The sequence below is a fragment of the Streptomyces sp. NPDC001536 genome (genome assembly GCF_042894505.1).
Classification (GTDB): Bacteria; Actinomycetota; Actinomycetes; order Streptomycetales; family Streptomycetaceae; genus Streptomyces.
In genome coordinates, this window is the sequence record NZ_JBIAVQ010000018.1 from 13596 (window position 1) to 32046 (window position 18451).

Consider the following 18451-nt stretch of genomic DNA (forward strand, 5'->3'; position numbering starts at 1 on the left):
CCAGCCCCGGCCGCACGGCGCAGGACCAAAGGGCGGCACCGTCCGAGCCCATTAAAAAAAACCCGGGACGGGCCTGGGGCCCCGTCCCGGATCTCGTCCGTGCCGCCGCGCTCACCGTTGCAGCGCGGGCTCCTCGTCGTCAGCGAGCGGCTGTTGACCGTCCGGCAGCTCCGCCGCTGGACGGGACAGCCGGCTCGGCCACCAGATCCGCCGGCCGATCAGCAGGGTGAGGGCGGGCACCAGGACCGACCGCACCAGCAGGGCGTCGAGCAGCACGCCGAAGGCGACCAGGAACCCGACCTCGATCAGCATCACCAGCGGAAGTGTGACGAGGACCGCGAACGTGGCCGCCAGGACCAGGCCCGCCGAGGTGATGACGCCTCCGGTGGCGGAGAGGGCTTTGAGCATGCCCTTTGTGGTGCCGAGTCGCACGGTCTCCTCCCGGGCCCGGCTGGCCAGGAAGATGTTGTAGTCGACGCCGAGCGCCACCAGGAACAGGAATGCCAGCAGCGGCACCGAATAGTCGATCCCCTTGAACCCGAGGATCGTGTCGAAGACGAACACGCTGGCGCCGAAGGCGGCGGCGAATGAGACGATCACGGTGGCCATCAGGACCAGCGGGGCCAGGATCGCGCGCAGCAGCAGCCCGAGGACGATCAGGACGACGGCGAGCACCAGCGGGATCACCAGCTTCTCGTCGCGCTCGGTGGTCACCTCGGTGTCGAGGTTCTCCGCACTCGGCCCGCCGACGATCGCCTCCGCCCCGCTCACCGCGTGCACGGCGGTGCGCACCCGCTTGATCGTGTCGTACTCCGCGACGGTGTCCGGCGCGTCCTTCGGGAACACGGAGATGTTGGCCCAGCCACCGCTGGTCTGCTCCGGGACGGCCAGGGCCACACCGCGAGTGTCCTTGACGATGTCGAGCACCCGCTCCTGGTGCGCCGGCCGCGTGAAGACCGTCATCGGCTGGCCGCCGAGCTCCGGGAAGTGCTCGCGGAGAACGGCGAAGCCGGTGACCGACTCCGGCGCGGACAGGAACTGGTCCTGCTCCCGCAGGGCGCCGGTGTTGCCCGCCAGCCCGAGGGCGAGCACGCCGAGGACTCCGAGCGAGCCGAGCGCCGCCACCCACCGGCGGCGGCTGATGGCGGTGCCGAGCCGTCCCCACAGCCCCGGCTTCTCCTCCACGGCCGTGCTGAACCGCGGAATGGCCGGCCAGAAGATCCGCCTGCCGAGCACCACGAGCACCGCCGGGAACAGCGTCAGCATGGCCACCAGCGCGCACAGGATGCCGGCCGCACCGATCGGACCCAACCCGCTGGTGCTGTTCAGGTCCGCGACAAGCAGGCAGAGCAGGCCGGCGACCACCGTGGCCGCGGACGCGACGATGGCCGGCGCCGCGCCGCGTAGCGCGTGGACCATCGCGACCCGGACGTTCTCATGGTGGTGCAGTGCCTCCCGATATCGAGCGATGAGCAACAGCGCGTAGTCCGTGCCGACGCCGAACACCAGGATCGTCAGCAGCGCCGAGTTCTGGTCGTTGACCACGATGCCGAAGCCCTTGACGAGCAGGTAGACAGTTGCCATCGCGGTCAGTGCGGCCGCGCCGACGACCACCAGCGGGATGATCCACAACACCGGGCTGCGGTAGGTGAGGATGAGCAGGATCGTGACGACGACGATGGTGGTGAGCAGGACCTGCACGTCGATGCCGTCGAAGACAGCATCCATGTCGCCGTCGATCGCGCCCGGTCCGGTCACGTCGAGTTCCAGGCCGGAGGGGCGGTCCTTCGCGGCGTCACGCAACGGGCCGACGATGTCCTCCGGTGCGCCGTAGGCCGTGCTCACCTCGAGGGTGAACATCATCGCCTTGCGGTCGGTGGAGGGGCTCGTCGGTGAGCCCTCGTCGTCCTCGCCGGCCGCCGCCGTCGCCTTGGGCGGGTACCGCTTGGCAAGGGTGTTGTAGTGGCGCTCGACCGTCGCACGGTCGGCGTCGGTCATGCCGCCGGCGCGGTGGTACACGAAGACGAACGCGTTGCTGTCACCGCCGGGGAGACTGTCGTCCAGCACCGCCACCTTGGTGGACTCGGCACTGGCCGGCAGGGTGTCTACGGCGCTGTCGGTGGTGACCGAGCTCAACTTTCCGCTCAGCGGCACCATGCCCGCCGCCAGCACCAGCCACAAACCAATCACCAACCACGGCACCCACCGGCCTGCCAACCGACCGGCCGGTGCTTCCCCGGACGGCGCTGCGTCGACTGCCATCACTAGCCTCCTACATACGGGTTACATCGCTTATCTGGATGCCTACTTCGTACCGAGCGAACCTTGGACGACTGTTAATGCGGTGCTCAGGCCGGTCGGCCGAACCATGTGCCCAGCGCACGCACCAGCGTGGTGGCGTCGAGGTCCGGCCCGGTGAGCAAAGCCCAGGCGACACAGCCGTCGGGCCGGAGCCCACGCCCCTTACACAGCAGGTCCGCCGACCGGGTCACCGCAGTGACGACGACCGGGTCGGGCCGCTCCAGCGTCAACTTCATGTCCGGGCACAGGGTGCCGACGAGCCGGTGGTCGTTGCCCAGGTCGTACCGGACGTCCATGCCGCCTGATGGACCTTGACGACGCCCCAGGGCGACGCAGAGGCCGACGTACCCGACGAACTCCATGGGCGGGGGCCAGAGCAGTCGCTCCTGGAAGTCGACGGTGAACAGGACGAACGCCCCGGTGACATCCGCGACGAAGACCACGTACCAGGCCCGCAGCGGCCGTACGACGGCGAGCCGGAGCACCGCGGCCTGCGCGACGGCCAACCCGCCGGCAACGGCGCCGTTGAGACCGTAGTCGGCCGTGAGGACCACAACGGGCGTCGGCAGCAGGGCGACGCAGAGCACGCACGCCACGGCCCACGGCAGCAGCCGCACCCACCGTCAGGAGGCCTCCGCGAGCAGTGCGCGCGGGCGGGCTACCTCCACTGACGTCATGCGCACCAGCCGGTGTGCGGCTCGACGTGGTCGCGCTCACCCGAATGCCCTGAGGCCGAGGCCGTCTTCGCCCGACACCTGAAGCGAATCACCGGCCGAAACCTGGGCAGCGCAGGGGCGGGCCCGTCGACCGCACCAGGCTGCGCCGCAGACAACTCGACAGCAGCGGAAAGTCCTGGCGGGTCTTGTGCCATGGCGGCCCCTACGTACATGGAATACGTACTCCTACCGACGTGTTCCCGGCATCCATGCCATTTCCTTGTGTTCATGACGACACCGGGTGTGAGACCGCAGATGCCGAGGAGTGTCGGGCTCGCCGTGCTGGGCGTCTGGGCGCAGGCCTTGCTGGGCCTGGCGGTGGGCGCCCTGTTGCTGTTCGTCGTGAGTGACGCGGTCGGACATGGCCGGGACGAAGGGGCCGGGCTGCTCCGGTTCGTGGCGGTGCTGCCCGTGCTGGTCACCGTCACGCTCATGCTGTGCGGGGCTTGGTCCGGCAAGCGGTCGAACGGAGTACGCGTCACGGTCGTCTTCTTCGGGGGTCTGAGCCTGCTGGGCTTCAGCTCCGCGGAGGCCGAGAACTGGTGCGACCGGTGAGGCGCGCGGCGGGGACGAATCGTTCCGCTCCGCCTGTCGCCGCGGCGCTCGCCCTGGCTGTTCTGTTCAGCGCGGGGTGCTCGGGCGGCGACGACACCTCCGCTCAGGGGGATCCGACCCAAAGCGCCACGGAGGTCACCGAGTCGCCGACACCATCCCCGACACCCCCGTATCCGACCGGAGCCTCCGGCTGCCACGACAACAAGGGGTGGACGACGGCGGAGTCCGTGGACTGGGTGAAGCTCGACGTCGACACTCCCAAGCAGAACTCAGGTTCGGGCGACCTGGAGTTCTCCAGCATCCCGGGATACCTCGGACCGCTCTGCCACAAGATCACCGTGCAGGTCGAGTTCTGGAAGCTGGTGTACGGGGTCGCGGACGGCGACGACGGCGAGTCGCTCTCGGACGGGTCGCGGCCCGACTACTACTTCGACATCCGCCGCGTGAAACGCGTCGAGCTGCGTGCGGACGCCGCCAGCGAGCGGAAGATCGCCCTGCCCAAGTCCCTCTACGCGGACGACCGCAGCCCCTGCGTGGGCGCCCTCCTCACGATCACCGTGGGCAAGCCGCTCAAGAGCAAGGAACTGCCCAAGGAGGTCGAGGTCGGCGGCACCCAGGACATCTGGGACCGAGGCACAGTCGAATTCCGCTCGGAGCGGATCGCCGACTACGAACTCTCCGAACCCTCCGCACCACAGGTGTGCAGCCCGGACGGCAGACCCACCGCGGATCCGGCCGACGTGCCCCCGCCGAGCGCCGAGCCGACGGACCTGTACCCGACGGACCTGTACCCGTCACCCAGCTACAGCTGGGACCTCGACGACATCCTCCGCTCCCCCACACCCTGACCTGCCGCCGCAGGCATCCGAACATGCACCGGCCTTCTCACCGGATCAACAGGCCCTGCCCCACAGCCAGTCCACCAAGACACCGACCTCACCATGGGAAACTGCATGCGCATACGCACCACGGCCACCGTCCTCACCAGCACCGTCGTCGTCTCGGCGCTCGCTCTCCCGGGCGCCGCACAGGCTGCACAGCACCCGGGGGCGGCGACGCCTCTCGGAGCCTTCGCCTCCGCAGGCGTCGAGCCCCAGGACGCGCTGGGCGGCACCACGTTCTCGGACGGCGTCGTCAACGGCGGCAAGGACATCGTCCTCGGGGTGACGGGCAAGAAGGCCGTTCCGGTCACGTTCACCGCCTTCGACGCGGAAGGCGTCGCTCTCACCCAGGCGTTCCTGTGGCAGGGCACCGACAGTTCGAGCACGGACACCATCACCGGCTCATTCCAGTCGGACGACGACCCCGTCTGCACGGAATCACCGGCCGAGGGCGGCTGGAGCTACAGCTGCAAGACGGTCTTCACCATCGACCCCGCCACCGCTTTCAAGGACGGCAACGGCACCGCCGGTACCTGGAAGCTCTTCCTCGGCGCCTACGACCTGTACGCCAACGCCAGTTACGACGACGACGTCGCCAGGGCCAAGTTCAAGCGGGCCGCGAAACTCACCGCCAACGCCTCCCCTGAGCCGGTGAAGAAGGGCAAGACCATCACGGTCACCGGCAAGCTCAGCCGCGCCAACTGGACGACGGGCAAGTACGCGGGCTACTCGACCCAGCCGGTGAAGCTGCAGTTTCGTAAGAAGGGCAGCAGTACCTACACCACCCTGAAGACCGTCAAGACGAACTCGACGGGGAACCTGAGCACCACCGTCAAAGCAACCTCCGACGGTTACTACCGGTTCGCCTTCGCGGGCACCGCCACCACCGGTTCCGCGACGGCCACGGGCGACTTCATCGACGTCAAATAGGCGAGCAGTGCCCAGGCCGGATCAGCCCTGATCCGGCCTGGCGTCCACGAAGCGGTTCCCGGTGCGACGGCGGGCCATCAACGTGGCCAGGGCGGTGCGGGAGGAGACCCCGGTCTTGCGGAAGGCCCGGGAGACATGCGTGTCGACGGTACGCCGGCTGACGTAGAGCCGGTCGGCGATGGCCCGGCTGGTGAGGCCCTGGGCCACCAGCTCGGCTATCTCCAGCTCCCGGGCGGTCAGGGTGGCCAGCCGTTCGGCGAGTTCGGCGCGGTCCGGGGAGCCGTACACGGCCTCGGATCCGCCGTCGGGCGGACGGGTGGCGTCGGCGAGGCCCACCAGCATGCCGCTGCCGCCCGCCTCGGCGAGCCGCCGGCCCCTCAGCCAGGCGAACGTGCCGTCACGGCCGCGGCCCGCCGCCGCTTCCAGTGGGGCGCCGAGCAGCAGAGAAAGGGCCTCCCAGAAGACCGCCCCACAGCGGGCGCTCTCCACCGCGGCCTGGGAGAACAGCTCCGCCGCCGCTGCCGGGTCCCCCTGTGCCAGCGGCAGATGAGCGCTGCTGCGCAGCGCGGAGGCCCGCTGCATCGGCAGCCCCAGCTGTTCCGCCTCCTTACGGGCCTGTTCGGCCCACTCACGGGCCTCCTCGGGCCGCCCTGTGACCAGGGCGGACGTGACCAGGATCTCCAGATACAGCGGCCGCATCGAGGGCTGGATCCGGTGCAGTTCGAGGCCGCCCGCCTGGAGCAGCGCGTCCCTGGCGCCGACCGGATCGCCGGCCATGAGTGCCGCCCAGCCGAAGATGCACCAGGCGGTGGAGGCCCACCAGTTCACCCCGGTACCGGCCGCGGCCACCGCCTCCTCGGCGACGGCGAGGGGACGCGGATCGCCGGGCGGGCACGCGGCGACGAGCGCCGAGGCCTTGCTCGCCAGCGCGAACGTGAGCAGCTGGTCGCTGCCGATGCCGCGGGCGATGTCCTCCGCCTGGTCGGCGAGTTCCACCGCCGAGGTGACGCGGCAGGTCTGCACCCGGACATGGGACAGACAGAGCAGCAGATGGGGCATGACGTAGAGCTGGCCGCTGCGGCGGGCGATGTCGAGGCCGCGTTCGGCGTGCCGCTCCGCGTCCGGGTAGTGCTCCAGAAAGGCCTCTGCCCAGCCGAGCCTGGCAAGGGGTTCGCAAAGGGCGGTGAGGTCGTTGTCGGGCAGCGAGTCGACCAGGGCGGCGGCCTGCCCGGCGAGTTCGTGCGCCGCGGTCATGTTGCCCTCGTACGCCTCCCCCAGGGCGGCGACCGCGAGGACGCCCGCCTCAGCGGCCTCGTTCCCCATCGACCGGGCCGCCGCGAGGGCCGCCTCGACCTCCGCTCGGACCTGGGGGTACGAGATGCCGCTGCCCTGGGGCGCGGCCGAGCCGAGTTCCAGACCGAGCCGGACGACATCGGCCGGTGCGGGGCCGCGGGCCAGCTCGCGGCGCAACAGCGCGACGGCTTCGGTGCAGCGCCCCAGGTGACGCTCCACCAGCGCGCACAGAACGACCGCCCGCAGCCTGAGGTCCTGGTCCTCGTCGGTGGCGCGGCCACGGGACGACCGGGGCGGGGTGGCTATGAGCTCCTGGAGCAGGTCACGGCTCTCGCGCAGCCCCCCGCACGCGGCCAGGGCACGGGCCCGCCGCAGCGTCAACTCGCGTCGCCGGGAGACGTGTTCGCCCGTGTGCGGAAGATGGCGGAGCGCCACGTCGAGCCAGTGGGCGCAACTCGCCGGGGCCGTGCGGGCCGTTCGTGCGGCGGCCTCCTCGAGTACGGCCATCGCCGCCGGGTCCCAGGCGGTCAGCGACCGCTCCACATGGTGGGCCCGCTCGGCGGCGGAGGCACCGGCGAGGGCCAGCTCCTCGGCGGCGAGCCGGTGGATGTCGACGCGTCTCAGGAAGGGTGTGCTCTCGTGGACGAGCGTACGGACGACCGGATGCCGCAGGGTCAGCAGGCCCTGCGGGTCGGAGCGCAGCAGATCGCGGTGGGTGAGGGCATGGACGTCGTCGGTGAAAGCGGTGCCGGAGCGGCCGGTCACCCGGCCCAGCATCGCCGGGGTGGCGTGCTCGCCCAGCACCGCGACGGCCTCGACGATGCCGCGCTGGGAGGGGGTGAGCGCGGTGAGTTCCTCCAGCAGCAGGGCGCCGAGCTCCGGTGGCGGCGAGGATTCGGGCGTCGTACCCCCGCGGCGGGCCTGCAGAAGGGTCAGGAAGTACAGCGGGTTGCCCTCGCTCGCGGCATGCAGTGCGGTGGTGTCGGCGGCTGACATGCCAGGGCCGGCCAGTTCGGCGCAGTCGCGTGCACTCAGCGGCCCCAGTCCCAGCCTCACCACCGTGCCGTCGTCGACGCCCCGGGTGAGCCTGGCCGCGAGCGACTCGGGGCTCTGGCGGTCCCGTCGCGTCACAGCCAGGACGACAGGGGCGTGCACGGCATGGCGTACGAGATGATCCAGCAGTTCCAGTGACGCGGAGTCTGCCCAGTGCAGGTCGTCGAGGGCCAGCAGCAACCCGGACGGGGCGGCGAGCCGCGCGAGCAGAGCCGCCGTGGCCCGGTGCAGTCCGAAACGGTCGGCCGCGTCGCCTTGTTGGGCGGCGCTCCGCTGCAGCAGGGGTAACACCGCGTCGGTCTCCTGGAAGCCGTCCAGGGCGTGCGGGTCGAGGTCGGCGAGCGCGTCGGTGAAGACCTGGAACGGCACCTGCCGCTCGTACTCGGTGGCTCTGCCGCGCAGTACGGTCAGTCCACGTCGGCGCGCCCGCGCGCAGACCTCGCCCAGCAGCCTGCTCTTGCCGATGCCTGCCGCACCCGTGATGTCGACGAGCCGGGATCGGCCCGTGCCGCGGCTTTCCTCGCCCTTCGCCGTGGCACGGGCGTCGCGGACGGCACGGTCCAGCAGTTCGTCGAACCGGGCCAGTTCAGCAGACCGGCTCAGCAACGGAGCCCGGTCTCCGGCGTCCCCAACCAGCCCGTCCGCCGCCACAGTTGCCCCCGTTTCTTGACATTCCCCTCACACATCATTCTCACCTGTTGATCGACATAACCGCCGCATCTCCGCCCCGGAGCGGACGGATCTCACACATCACAGTCCCGGCGAGGACGCCTGGTGCTTCCGTCACCGACCCGTTGACATCGGACGCGCCGCGTTGCGCAGCCAAGCGGCGCCCTGTGGACGGCATCCCTCGTCGTGGCGCTGACCCTCAGCCCGGTGCTCGCCTGGGCTTTGTCACCAACGGTGCTTCTGGAACTGGGCGTTGGCGCGAAACGCGACCGCAGCCAGCACAACAGCCGCTGAGCCGGCGGAGCCCACCGGGCGTGGACATAGCGAACGTGGTGAAGACGCCGGCCCGTTGCATGACCGCGCAGCTGCACCGGCGCGACGTCCGTCCAGTGCATGCTTCTGGCCATGTCGCTGTCACTGGCGGGTTTCACGGGGGGCGGGACAGTCGGCATCGTGAACGCCGCGTCTGCCGCTGCCACGTGCTCGGCCAGGTGGGGGCCGGGGCGGGAGGCGGCGGCCACCGCCCTCGTCAGCGGCCGCTGCTCATCGCGTGGTTCTACGTCAGGTGCTCGACGAGTACCGGCCACTTTCCTGGCGGCACGGGAGCCGGTCCTGCCGCGTCCCGCGCAGTCTCGACATCACCGCCGGCAGGTGGAGCGTCCCCGGCGCCGAAGCCGTACTCGCCCTCCGCGCCCTCATCGGCAACGGAGACTTCCCGCAGTGTCGGATCTTCCACAAGCTCACCCAAAAGGAGCCGCACCCCGTCCACTTCGTACGCCGCGTCGCGGCGACTGATCGCGCCGTCCGGCCCCCTCCGCGGCTCCTCTGTGAGGTCGCCCGACGGGGGCGGGGCCGTCGGCTGTCGACCAGCAGAGTCGGGCGTGCGGGCGGGATGCCGTGCCGGGCCGCGGAGTTGGCGAAAATCCACCCCTCGGGACATCCAATGTCTGACTCGACTCCAGGGCGTCGACCGGACATACATGCGGAAGCAGCCGCGATTTTGTGTCGCAACTCTAGACACAGGCATCGCCCATGCCTGTTAATCCATCCCATGTATCGATGGAATGGGCCACCGGTGCCGAGACCCCTGCGGACGCCAGGCCTCCTTGCATAGGAGGACTGCCGACCGAGCTCCCTGCGCGTCAGTTCTCACCGGCTCTTCCCTCTGCCCGACCCTTCGACCGTTGTTCGGCTTGTCGAACAATGAATCAACGTCGCAGTACGCCTGTCCAGCAGCCCCTGACGGGGCCGACCGAGCCGCTCACTCAAGGATTGAGGTCCCTATGCACAGACGTACGTTCAGCCGCAGGCATCTGCCCCTGGCGCTCGCGGCCCTGGTCGCCTCCGCGGCGACGCTCGTCACCAACCCGGCTCAGGCCGCCACCAGCGGCGCCTTGCGCGGCACTGGTTCCGGCCGGTGTCTCGACGTGTCGGGCGCCGGCCAGGCCGACGGCACGAACCTGCAGATCTGGGACTGCCATGGCGGAACCAACCAGCAATGGACGCTGACCGACAACAACCAGCTCACCGTGTACGGCAACAAGTGCCTCGATGTACCCGGTCACGCCACCACGGCCGGAACCCGGCCGGTGATCTGGTCCTGCAACGGCGGCACCAACCAGCAGTGGCGGGTCAACTCCGACGGCACGGTCGTCGCCGTGGAATCCGGGCTGTGTCTGGACGTGTCGGGTGGCGCGACGGCCAACGGCACGGCGGTGCAGCTCTGGAACTGCACCGGCAGCAGCAACCAGAAGTGGACCGGCCTGTCCGGCTCACCCAACTCGTGCTCCCTTCCGTCGACGTACCGGTGGAGCTCGACCGGCCCGCTGGCGCAGCCGGCCAACGGGTGGGCCGCGCTGAAGGACTTCACCACCGTGACGTACAACGGCAGGCACCTCGTCTACGCGACCGCCTCTGACGGATCGTCGTGGAAATCGATGGGGTTCAGCCCCTTCACGAACTGGTCGGACATGGCGTCGGCCGGACAGACCCAGATGAGCCAGGGCGCGGTGGCGCCCAAGCTGTTCTACTTCGCGCCCAAGAACATCTGGGTGCTGACCTCGAACGGATGGGGCACCCAATGGCCCTTCGTCTACCGCACCTCCAGCGACCCCACCAACCCCAACGGCTGGTCCGCGGCGCAACCGCTGTTCACCGGCAGCCTCTCCGACGGCAGCGCCATCGACCCGACCATGATCGCCGACGGCCAGAACATGCACATGTTCTTCGCCGGTGACAACGGCAAGATCTACAAGTCGACCATGCCGATCGGGAACTTCCCGGCCAGCTTCGGCTCCTCGTACACAACCGTCATGACCGACACGGTCAAGAACCTGTTCGAGGCGCCGGAGGTCTACAAAGTCCAGGGCCAGAACCAGTACCTCATGATCGTCGAGGCTCGCGGTGCGAACGAGGACCGCTTCTTCCGCTCCTTCACCGCCACCAGCCTGAACGGTCCGTGGACCCCGCAGGCCGCCACCGAGTCCAACCCCTTCGCAGGCAAAGCCAACAGCGGAGCCACCTGGACCAACAGCATCAGCCACGGCGACCTGGTCCGCAACAACCCCGACCAGACCATGACCATCGACCCCTGCAACCTGCAATTCCTCTACCAGGGCCTGTCCCCCAACACACCGAGCAACACCCCCTACATCCAACTGCCGTACCGGCCGGGCCTGCTCACCCTGCAGCGCTGATCCGCGGGCGCGCGACCGAACGCTGGTGACCGTGCCTGTCAGGCACGGTCACCAGCGGCTTCCGCCTTGTCCGCCAGGCAGGGCCCCCTGATCCGCGCACACGGCAGCAACCACTCGCAGAAGAGGACACCCGCATGAGAAAGCCCTGGATCCTGTCCCTGCTCACCCTTGTCGCTGCCACGCTCGGGGTGACGGCGACAGGTGAGACCTCCGCCTCGGCCGCCCCCAACACCCCTTTACGTGTCATGCCGTTGGGCGATTCGATCACCTGGGGCGTGGGGAGCAGCACCGGCAACGGCTACCGAGGACCGCTGTGGAACCAGCTTGCGGCGGACGGCCACCCGCTGGACTTCGTCGGCACGGTGCGGGGCGGTTCGATGTCCGACCCCGACAACGAGGGCCATTCCGGATACCGCATCGACCAGATCGCCGCCCTCGCCGACGCCTCGCTGACCCGCTACCGGCCCAACGTGGTGACGCTGCACATCGGTACCAACGACCTCCAGGGGGCGTCCGAGGTCGACAGCGCCATCACCCGGCTGAGGTCACTGGTCAACCGGGTCACCGCCGACGCCCCCGACGCAACCGTCCTCCTCGCCTCCCTGGTCGTGTCCACCAGCAGTTCGGAGGAGCGGTGGCGGGGCACGTACAACCAGGCCGTCCGCCAGATCGCCGGCGACGCACAGGCCGCCGGCAAACATGTCGCATTCGTCGACATGAGCAGCCTGACCACGGCTGACCTGGCCGACTCCCTGCATCCCGACGACGCCGGCTACCAGAAGATGGCCGACGCCTTCCACCGCGGCATCCAGGCCGCGGACAGCGCAGGGTGGCTGCGGAATCCCGCTCCCGCGCCCGCACACATTCAGTCGGGCATCGCCGGCAAGTGCATGGACGTCAACGGCGCCGGCACCGCCGACGGGACCGCCGTCCAGACGTGGAGCTGCGGCGACGGCGCCAACCAGTACTGGTCCGCCTACACCGACGGGACCCTGCGCTCCATGGGCAAGTGCCTCGACGCCGCCGGCGGGGCCGTCGCCAACGGCACCAAGACGCAGCTCTGGACCTGCCACGGAGGTGCCAACCAGGTCTGGCAGCCCTACAACGGCGGCTACCGCAACCCCGCCTCCGGCCGCTGCCTCGATGTTCCGGGCTCGTCCGCAGCCGACGGCGCGCGGCTCCAGCTGTGGGACTGCCACGGAGGCACCAACCAGAAGTGGACCACTCTGACCGCCGGTTGACCTTCCCTCCTGGGGCCCGGGCCCGCCTGGGCCCCTTCCAAGCGCCAGTACCGGCAGGACATCACTCCCCCGCGGCCGTCCCGGAGGCAAGAGGTTCTCCGGCGCGCAGGTGTCCCCTCAGCCACTGCTCGGTGTTGCTCACGTGCAGCAGCGCGGCCGCTTGGCTGAGGGGGGCGTCACGGGTGGACAGTGCGTTGAAGATGGCCTCGTGCTCGGCGAGGGTGCGGCCTCCGGCCTTGTCGTCGACCAGGCCGCGCCAGATACGGGCGCGCAGGGTTCGGCCCGAGATCCCTTCCAAGAGGGTCAGGAGGGTCTCGTTGCCCGTGGCCAGGACGACGGCACGGTGGAAGGCGGCGTCGTGGGCGTTGAGCTGTTCGACGTCGTCGCGCGCTTCACGCATGGCGTCCAGATGCCGCTTCACCTCGGCCAGTTGGTCGTCGGAGATCCGGGTTGCGGCAAGGGCCGTGGCCATCGGTTCGAGGAGCCGCCGTACCTCCATGAGGTCTTGCAGGGCGACCGCGTCGCCCTGCAACAGCTCAACCGCGCCACCGAGCCCTTCCAGAAGTACACTCGGCTGGAGGCTGGTGACATACGTGCCGTCGCCGCGCCGGACCTCCAGGACGCGTGCCACGGCCAGTGCTTTGACCGCTTCGCGGGCGAGGTTGCGGGACAGTCCCAGTTGGGCGGCGAGGTCCGGCTCCGGCGGGAGTTTCGACCCCGGCGGCAGTGCTCCGGTCCGGATCAGTTCACGGATCTGCTCGATCGCCTTGTCCGTCAGCGACACCGCGTGTCCCTCCCCTCAGCGTGCCCCGCGAGCACGTCCGACCTGTTCCGGAGCCTCATGCCGAGGGTGACGTTGATGATAGTGGGGTGCGGGAGCGGGAAGTCGATCGCGGCGGCCGGCGGGCGGTGCGCCTCGCGGCCCCGACGGCAACCCGAGCTCGTCGTGCCCAGCGAAGCCTCCAGACATGCCATGTCTGCGTAATCTCAATACGCAAACAATCATAATGAGTTGGACAAATATCCCTACACGGCAACCGCATTCATCCCTGCACGCTGGTTGACATCCCCCGGTTACATGGCCGACCTTCATGCGTGACACTGCGCTCCCCCTGCCCCCTTCCGCATCAGGGATGTATCCATGGCGAGCTCGATGAAAAGACGTCAGTTCCTGGCCTCCGCAACCTGTGTGGCCGCGACGGCCGTTGCGGGAGGCGTGTTCAGTGCCGGTGTCGCCGAGGCGGCGCCCAGCACGTACACGCCCGACTGGAACTCGGTGGACCAGCACCCGCCGGCCCCGGAGTGGTTCCAGGACGCGAAGTTCGGGATCTACTTCCACTGGGGCGTCTTCAGCGTCCCCGCCTACGACAACGAGTGGTACCCGCGCAACATGTACCAGGCCGGAAGCAACGCGAACCAGCATCACATCGCGACCTACGGCCAGCCGTCCGCCTGGCCGTACCACAACTTCATCAACGGCGCCCAGGACCTGGCGGGCAACACCGTGAAGTTCGCGCCGAAGCTGAAGTCGGCCGGCGGGAAGTTCGACCCCGACGAATGGGTGCAGCTGTTCGTCGACGCCGGCGCCAGGTTCGCAGGCCCGGTCGCCGAGCACCACGACGGCTTCTCCATGTGGGACAGCCAGGTCAACGAGTGGAACTCGGTGGACAAGGGCCCCGGTCTCGACCTGCTGGGGCTCTTCTCCACGGCCGTCCGTGCCAAGGGCCTGAAGCTGCTGGTGGCCATGCACCACGCGTACAACTTCACCGGCTTCTACGAGCACGCCCCCGCCCAGACGGACCCGAGCCTGAAGAAGCTCTACGGGCAGCTGGGCTCGGCCGCGGAGAACCAGCTCTGGTTCGACAAGCTCAAGGAGGTCATCGACCGGGCCCAGCCCGACATCCTGTGGCAGGACTTCAACCTGCGGGCCGTCGATGAGCAACAGCGCCTGAACTTCCTGGCGTACTACTACAACCAGGCGGGCAGCTGGGGCCGCGAGGTCGTCGCCACCTACAAGGACGGGATGAACGGCAAGGGCGAGGTCTTCGACTACGAGCGTGGCGGCCCGGCCGACCTCACCACCCCGTACTGGCTGACCGACGACAGCATCTCCAGCAGCAGCTGGTGCTACACCCAGGGCATCGGCTACTACAGCATCCCGCAGATGCTGCACTCGTTCATCGACCGGGTGAGCAAGAACGGCAACATGCTGCTGAACATCGCGCCCATGGCCGACGGCACCATCCCCCAGGCGCAGAAGGACATCCTGCTGGGCATCGGTGACCACCTGAGGCGCTTCGGCGAGTCGATCTACGCGACCCGCGCCTGGACCGCGTACGGCGAGGGCCCGACGAAGATGGGCGGCGGCTCCTTCACCACCCCGCACGCCGGAACGGCCCAGGACATCCGCTTCACCCGCAACAAGGCCGACAACGTCCTGTACGCAACCGTCCTGGGGTGGCCCGGCAGTTCACTCACGATCAAGACCCTCGGCTCGGACCGGATCAACCTCTCCTCGCTGACCTCGGTGAAGCTCCTCGGCCCCACCGCCGGCACCTACATCGACCTGCCCACACCGGCCCAGAACTCCTCCGGCCTCACGGTCACTCTGCCGTCGTCGGCGCCGTACAACGCCATCGCCTACGTCCTGAAGCTCACCTTCTCCGGAACGATCCCCGGCCTGCGACCGGCCGCCGGCGCCGTCGCCTTCGCGGACGTCAACTACACCGGCAACGCCGCCGTGTTGACCGTCGGCGACCACACGGCCGCCGACCTGACCGCGGCCGGACTGGGCACGCGCAGCATCTCCTCCCTCCGGCCGGCCCCCGGCTACCAGGTGACCGGCTACTCGGGAGACAACTTCACCGGCACCTCCTGGACGTTCACCGCCGAGAACCCCGACCTCAGGGTCACCGGCAACAACGACCAGATCACCTCGCTGAGGGTCCGGTTCAACCCGGCGGCGTACTTCCGGATCACCAACGTCACCGACGGACTCGCCCTGGACAGCGGCGGCAACGTCGCGTCGGGGTCCGACCTGAAGCAGTGGACCTGGAACGGCAGTCCCAACCTCCAGTGGCAGGCGGAGGCGGTCGCAGACGGCTACTACAGGCTGGTCAACCGCACGAACGGCATGGTCGCCGACGGCTGGGGCGCCACCGCCGACGGCTCCGTGGCCCGGCAGGCTCCCTGGAACGGCGGCACCAACCAGCAGTGGAGGATCACTCACCGGGGCGACGGCCGCTACTCGATAGCCAACCGCACCACCGGCCTGGTCCTCGACGGCGGCGGCAACGTCTCCTCGGGCTCCGTCACCAAGCAGTGGACGTACGGCAGCAGCACCAACCTGCTGTGGACCTTCACCGCGCAGTGACCGGCAGCACCACGGTGTCGCCGATACGGTGGCGGGCTCCGGGTCGGCGGCTGCCGCCGACCCGGGTTCTCCTCCACGGCCCTTGACCGTGGTGCCGGTCCGGGCGCCCTGTGCCTGTCGCAGGGCAGGGCGCCCGCAGGGCTCTCTGCTCCCGCCTCGATGATCCGGAACGCACCGGCCAGGGCGCCGCGCGGCCTCAGTGGATCTAGCCTGGAAGCAGCCGCTGGAAGTGTGCCTTGGCAGGCACAGCCATCCGGACGGAGGTGCCGCTCGTGGACAGGGCCGGCGAGCACGATGCCCCCACTGCCGCTGTCGTGGTCGACCCGAACGGCGCAGTGAGCGGCTGGAGCGAGGGCGGACGGCTCCTGCTGGGCTGGACGGCGGAGGACATCGTCGGGCGCCCCGTGACCGATCTGCTGGCCGGTCCCGCACCCTCCGGGTTCCCCGAGAGCCATGACAGCGCCCGAGGCCACACGGGGCCCATCCCCCTGCGCCATCGGAACGGCTCCACGGTGGAGGCCGTAGTGACGGCTCAGCCACTGTCCGGAACCGGCGGGCGGGCGCTGGGGCACGTGGTGACCGTCCAGCTCTGGGAAAGTCGCCCGGTGATCGCCGACCGAGCCTTCGAGCAGTGTCCCTTCGCTCTGGGTGTTTACGACCCTGAGCTGCGGTTTCTGTGGATCAACGCCTCCTCGGGCCGGGTGATCGCGCACTCCGAGGAGCAGGTGCTCGGCAAGAAGTACCGCGAGCTGTTTCCCGAGTTCGACCGCACACTGTTTCCCGAGAGAGACGACAAGCCCTACACCGACGCGCTCGCCCAAGTGGCGAGGACGGGCGAGCCCACGCGTCTCATCACTGTCTTCCGTCCTCGCGGCAGTGACTACGCCAATGCCTGGGCCACGAGCATCTGGCCGGTCCGAGATGCCGAAGGCACGGTCCGCGCGATCGCCAACTGGGGATTCGACATGAGCGCCGAGTACTGGGCTCGGCAACGCCTGCTCATCCTCAACAGCGCCAGCGGCGGCATCGGCCGGACACTCGACGTCATCGGCACCGCCCAAGAACTGGCCATGACCCCGGTGCCGCGATTCGTCGACCAGGTCAGCGTGGATCTGTTCGACGAGGTGCTGCGCGGAGAGGAACCACCTTCCGAGTCCGCGGGCGACCCGGACGAGGCGATCAGACTCATCCGTGCCGCCCAGCACAGCGCGGAGGACGGCGCCGACCGGGCTGCCGGGCCCACGAAGCCGGTCACGCACAGCCCCGGTTCTGTCGCCGCCCGCTGCATGGCGACCGGCAGGTCCACGGTCGAGCTCGCCGTCGACCCCGGCCAGGGCGGCGAGTGGGCCTTCGGACCCGGGCTCGCCGCCGACCCCGCCCACTGGCCACCGGGCAACCCGGTGATCGACGAGTCCCTCGCCTCGGACGGGCTGACGGGCCGGATCACCGTGCCGCTCCGGGCGCGCGGCGCGCTGCTCGGCGTCGTCGCGTTCTCCCGCCTGGACCGGCCGGAGGCCTTCACCGCCGACGACCTGATCCTCGCCGAGGAGCTGACCGCCAAGGCGGCTGTCGCCATCGACAACGCCCGCCGGTACTCGCGCGAGCGCACGACCGCGCTGACCCTGCAACGCAGCCTGCTGCCGCAGGGACTGCCGAACCAGGAGGCGGTCGAGGTGGCATCGCGCTACCTGCCCGGGGGCACCGGCACGGAGGTGGGAGGTGACTGGTTCGACGTCATTCCGCTGTCCGGCGCCCGGGTCGCCCTGGTCGTCGGCGACGTGGTCGGACACGGCCTGCACGCCGCGGCCAGCATGGGCCGACTGCGCACGGCCGTACGCACCCTCGCCGACGTCGACCTGCCACCGGACGAGCTGCTGACCCACCTGGACGACCTGGTCCTCCACCTCGCCGGCGAGCTCCGGCCCGAGAGCCACTTCCAGCCGACCGGCGAGTCCGGGGCCACGTGCCTGTACACCGTCTACGACCCTGTCTCCCGGCGTTTCACTCTGGCGAGTGCCGGCCATCCCCTGCCGCTGGTCATCTCCCCGGACGGCACCAGGACCCCGGTACCCGCCCACCCGGGGCCGCCTCTGGGCATCGGTGGTCTGCCGTTCGAGGCCACCGAGCTCGAACTGCCCGAGGGCAGCCTGCTCGCTCTCTTCACCGACGGCCTGGTGGAAAGCCGCGAGCACGACGTCGACCAGCGGATCACCGACCTCCAGCACGCCCTCAACCACGCGACCACGTCGTTGGAGCCTCTGTGCGACTCGGTGATGGACGCCATGCTCCCCGATCGCCGCACCGACGACGCCGCCCTGCTGCTCGTTCGCACCCGCGCGCTGGCTCGTCATCACGTCGCCGACTGGTACGTCGAGCCCGACACCGCGCAGGTGCCGCGCGTCAGGAAGCTCGCTGTCGACCAGGTGGACGCCTGGGGCCTGGAGGAAGCGGCGTTCGTCACCGAACTGGTCGTCAGCGAGCTGGTCACCAATGCCATCCGATACGGCGAACCGCCGATCATGCTGCGACTGATCCGCGACACCTCCCTGATCTGCGAGGTCTCCGATGCCAGCAGCACCGCCCCGCACCTGCGCCGGGCCCGCGCCTTCGACGAGGGCGGCCGGGGCCTGCTGCTGGTCGCCCAGCTCACCCAGGGGTGGGGCACGCGGCACACCACCGAAGGCAAGACCATCTGGTGCGCACAGACCCTCACCCCACCCGCGCCGCCGTGACACGTATGCAG

The 18451-nt window shown here is 69.6% G+C and carries 10 protein-coding genes and 1 pseudogene; 7 read left to right on the forward strand and 4 right to left on the reverse strand.

Annotated features, from left to right (window positions below):
• Nucleotides 1-111: 111 nt before the first annotated feature.
• Both ACFY0U_RS37615 and ACFY0U_RS37620 read right to left on the reverse strand, forming a co-directional pair.
• The gene (locus tag ACFY0U_RS37615) at nucleotides 112-2262 is read right to left on the reverse strand and encodes an MMPL family transporter (RefSeq protein WP_388643709.1); all 2151 of its coding nucleotides are present in this window, start codon (nucleotides 2260-2262) and stop codon (nucleotides 112-114) included.
• 350 nt (nucleotides 2263-2612) lie between these two features.
• Nucleotides 2613-2918, reverse strand: a pseudogene (locus ACFY0U_RS37620) (sensor histidine kinase); the annotation flags it as partial.
• A 354-nt stretch (nucleotides 2919-3272) separates the two neighbouring features.
• Here ACFY0U_RS37620 and ACFY0U_RS37625 point away from each other — a divergent pair.
• From ACFY0U_RS37625 to ACFY0U_RS37635, 3 genes are all read left to right on the forward strand, one after another.
• Complete coding sequence (locus ACFY0U_RS37625) at nucleotides 3273-3572, forward strand: hypothetical protein (RefSeq protein ID WP_388643711.1); 300 nt, start codon at nucleotides 3273-3275, stop codon at nucleotides 3570-3572.
• Nucleotides 3573-3799: 227 nt separating this feature from the next.
• Entirely contained in the window at nucleotides 3800-4420 is a 621-nt protein-coding gene (locus ACFY0U_RS37630) for a hypothetical protein (RefSeq protein ID WP_388643713.1), read from the forward strand.
• Between the two features lie 105 nt (nucleotides 4421-4525).
• On the forward strand, nucleotides 4526-5383 hold the full coding sequence (locus ACFY0U_RS37635) for a hypothetical protein (RefSeq protein WP_388643715.1): 858 nt from the start codon (nucleotides 4526-4528) through the stop codon (nucleotides 5381-5383).
• Between the two features lie 21 nt (nucleotides 5384-5404).
• Here the strand turns inward: ACFY0U_RS37635 and ACFY0U_RS37640 are convergent, their stop codons facing one another.
• The gene (locus ACFY0U_RS37640; RefSeq protein WP_388643717.1) at nucleotides 5405-8335 is read right to left on the reverse strand and encodes an AAA family ATPase; all 2931 of its coding nucleotides are present in this window, start codon (nucleotides 8333-8335) and stop codon (nucleotides 5405-5407) included.
• A gap of 1346 nt (nucleotides 8336-9681) precedes the next feature.
• On the opposite strand from ACFY0U_RS37640, the gene ACFY0U_RS37645 reads away from it, so the two are divergent.
• Nucleotides 9682-11094 (forward strand): non-reducing end alpha-L-arabinofuranosidase family hydrolase, encoded by a 1413-nt coding sequence (locus ACFY0U_RS37645; protein WP_388643720.1) that lies wholly within the window; start codon nucleotides 9682-9684, stop codon nucleotides 11092-11094.
• A 134-nt stretch (nucleotides 11095-11228) separates the two neighbouring features.
• A complete protein-coding gene (locus tag ACFY0U_RS37650; protein WP_388643722.1) occupies nucleotides 11229-12335 on the forward strand; it encodes a ricin-type beta-trefoil lectin domain protein in 1107 nt (368 codons plus the stop codon).
• Nucleotides 12336-12396: 61 nt separating this feature from the next.
• Here ACFY0U_RS37650 and ACFY0U_RS37655 read toward each other — a convergent pair whose 3' ends face one another.
• Nucleotides 12397-13119 (reverse strand): FadR/GntR family transcriptional regulator, encoded by a 723-nt coding sequence (locus tag ACFY0U_RS37655; RefSeq protein ID WP_388643725.1) that lies wholly within the window; start codon nucleotides 13117-13119, stop codon nucleotides 12397-12399.
• Nucleotides 13120-13476: 357 nt separating this feature from the next.
• Between ACFY0U_RS37655 and ACFY0U_RS37660 the strand changes: the two genes are divergently transcribed.
• Together ACFY0U_RS37660 and ACFY0U_RS37665 are read left to right on the forward strand one after the other, a co-directional pair.
• A complete protein-coding gene (locus ACFY0U_RS37660; protein WP_388643727.1) occupies nucleotides 13477-15708 on the forward strand; it encodes an alpha-L-fucosidase in 2232 nt (743 codons plus the stop codon).
• 272 nt (nucleotides 15709-15980) lie between these two features.
• Entirely contained in the window at nucleotides 15981-18440 is a 2460-nt protein-coding gene (locus tag ACFY0U_RS37665; protein WP_388643730.1) for a SpoIIE family protein phosphatase, read from the forward strand.
• The last annotated feature ends 11 nt before the right edge of the window (nucleotides 18441-18451 follow it).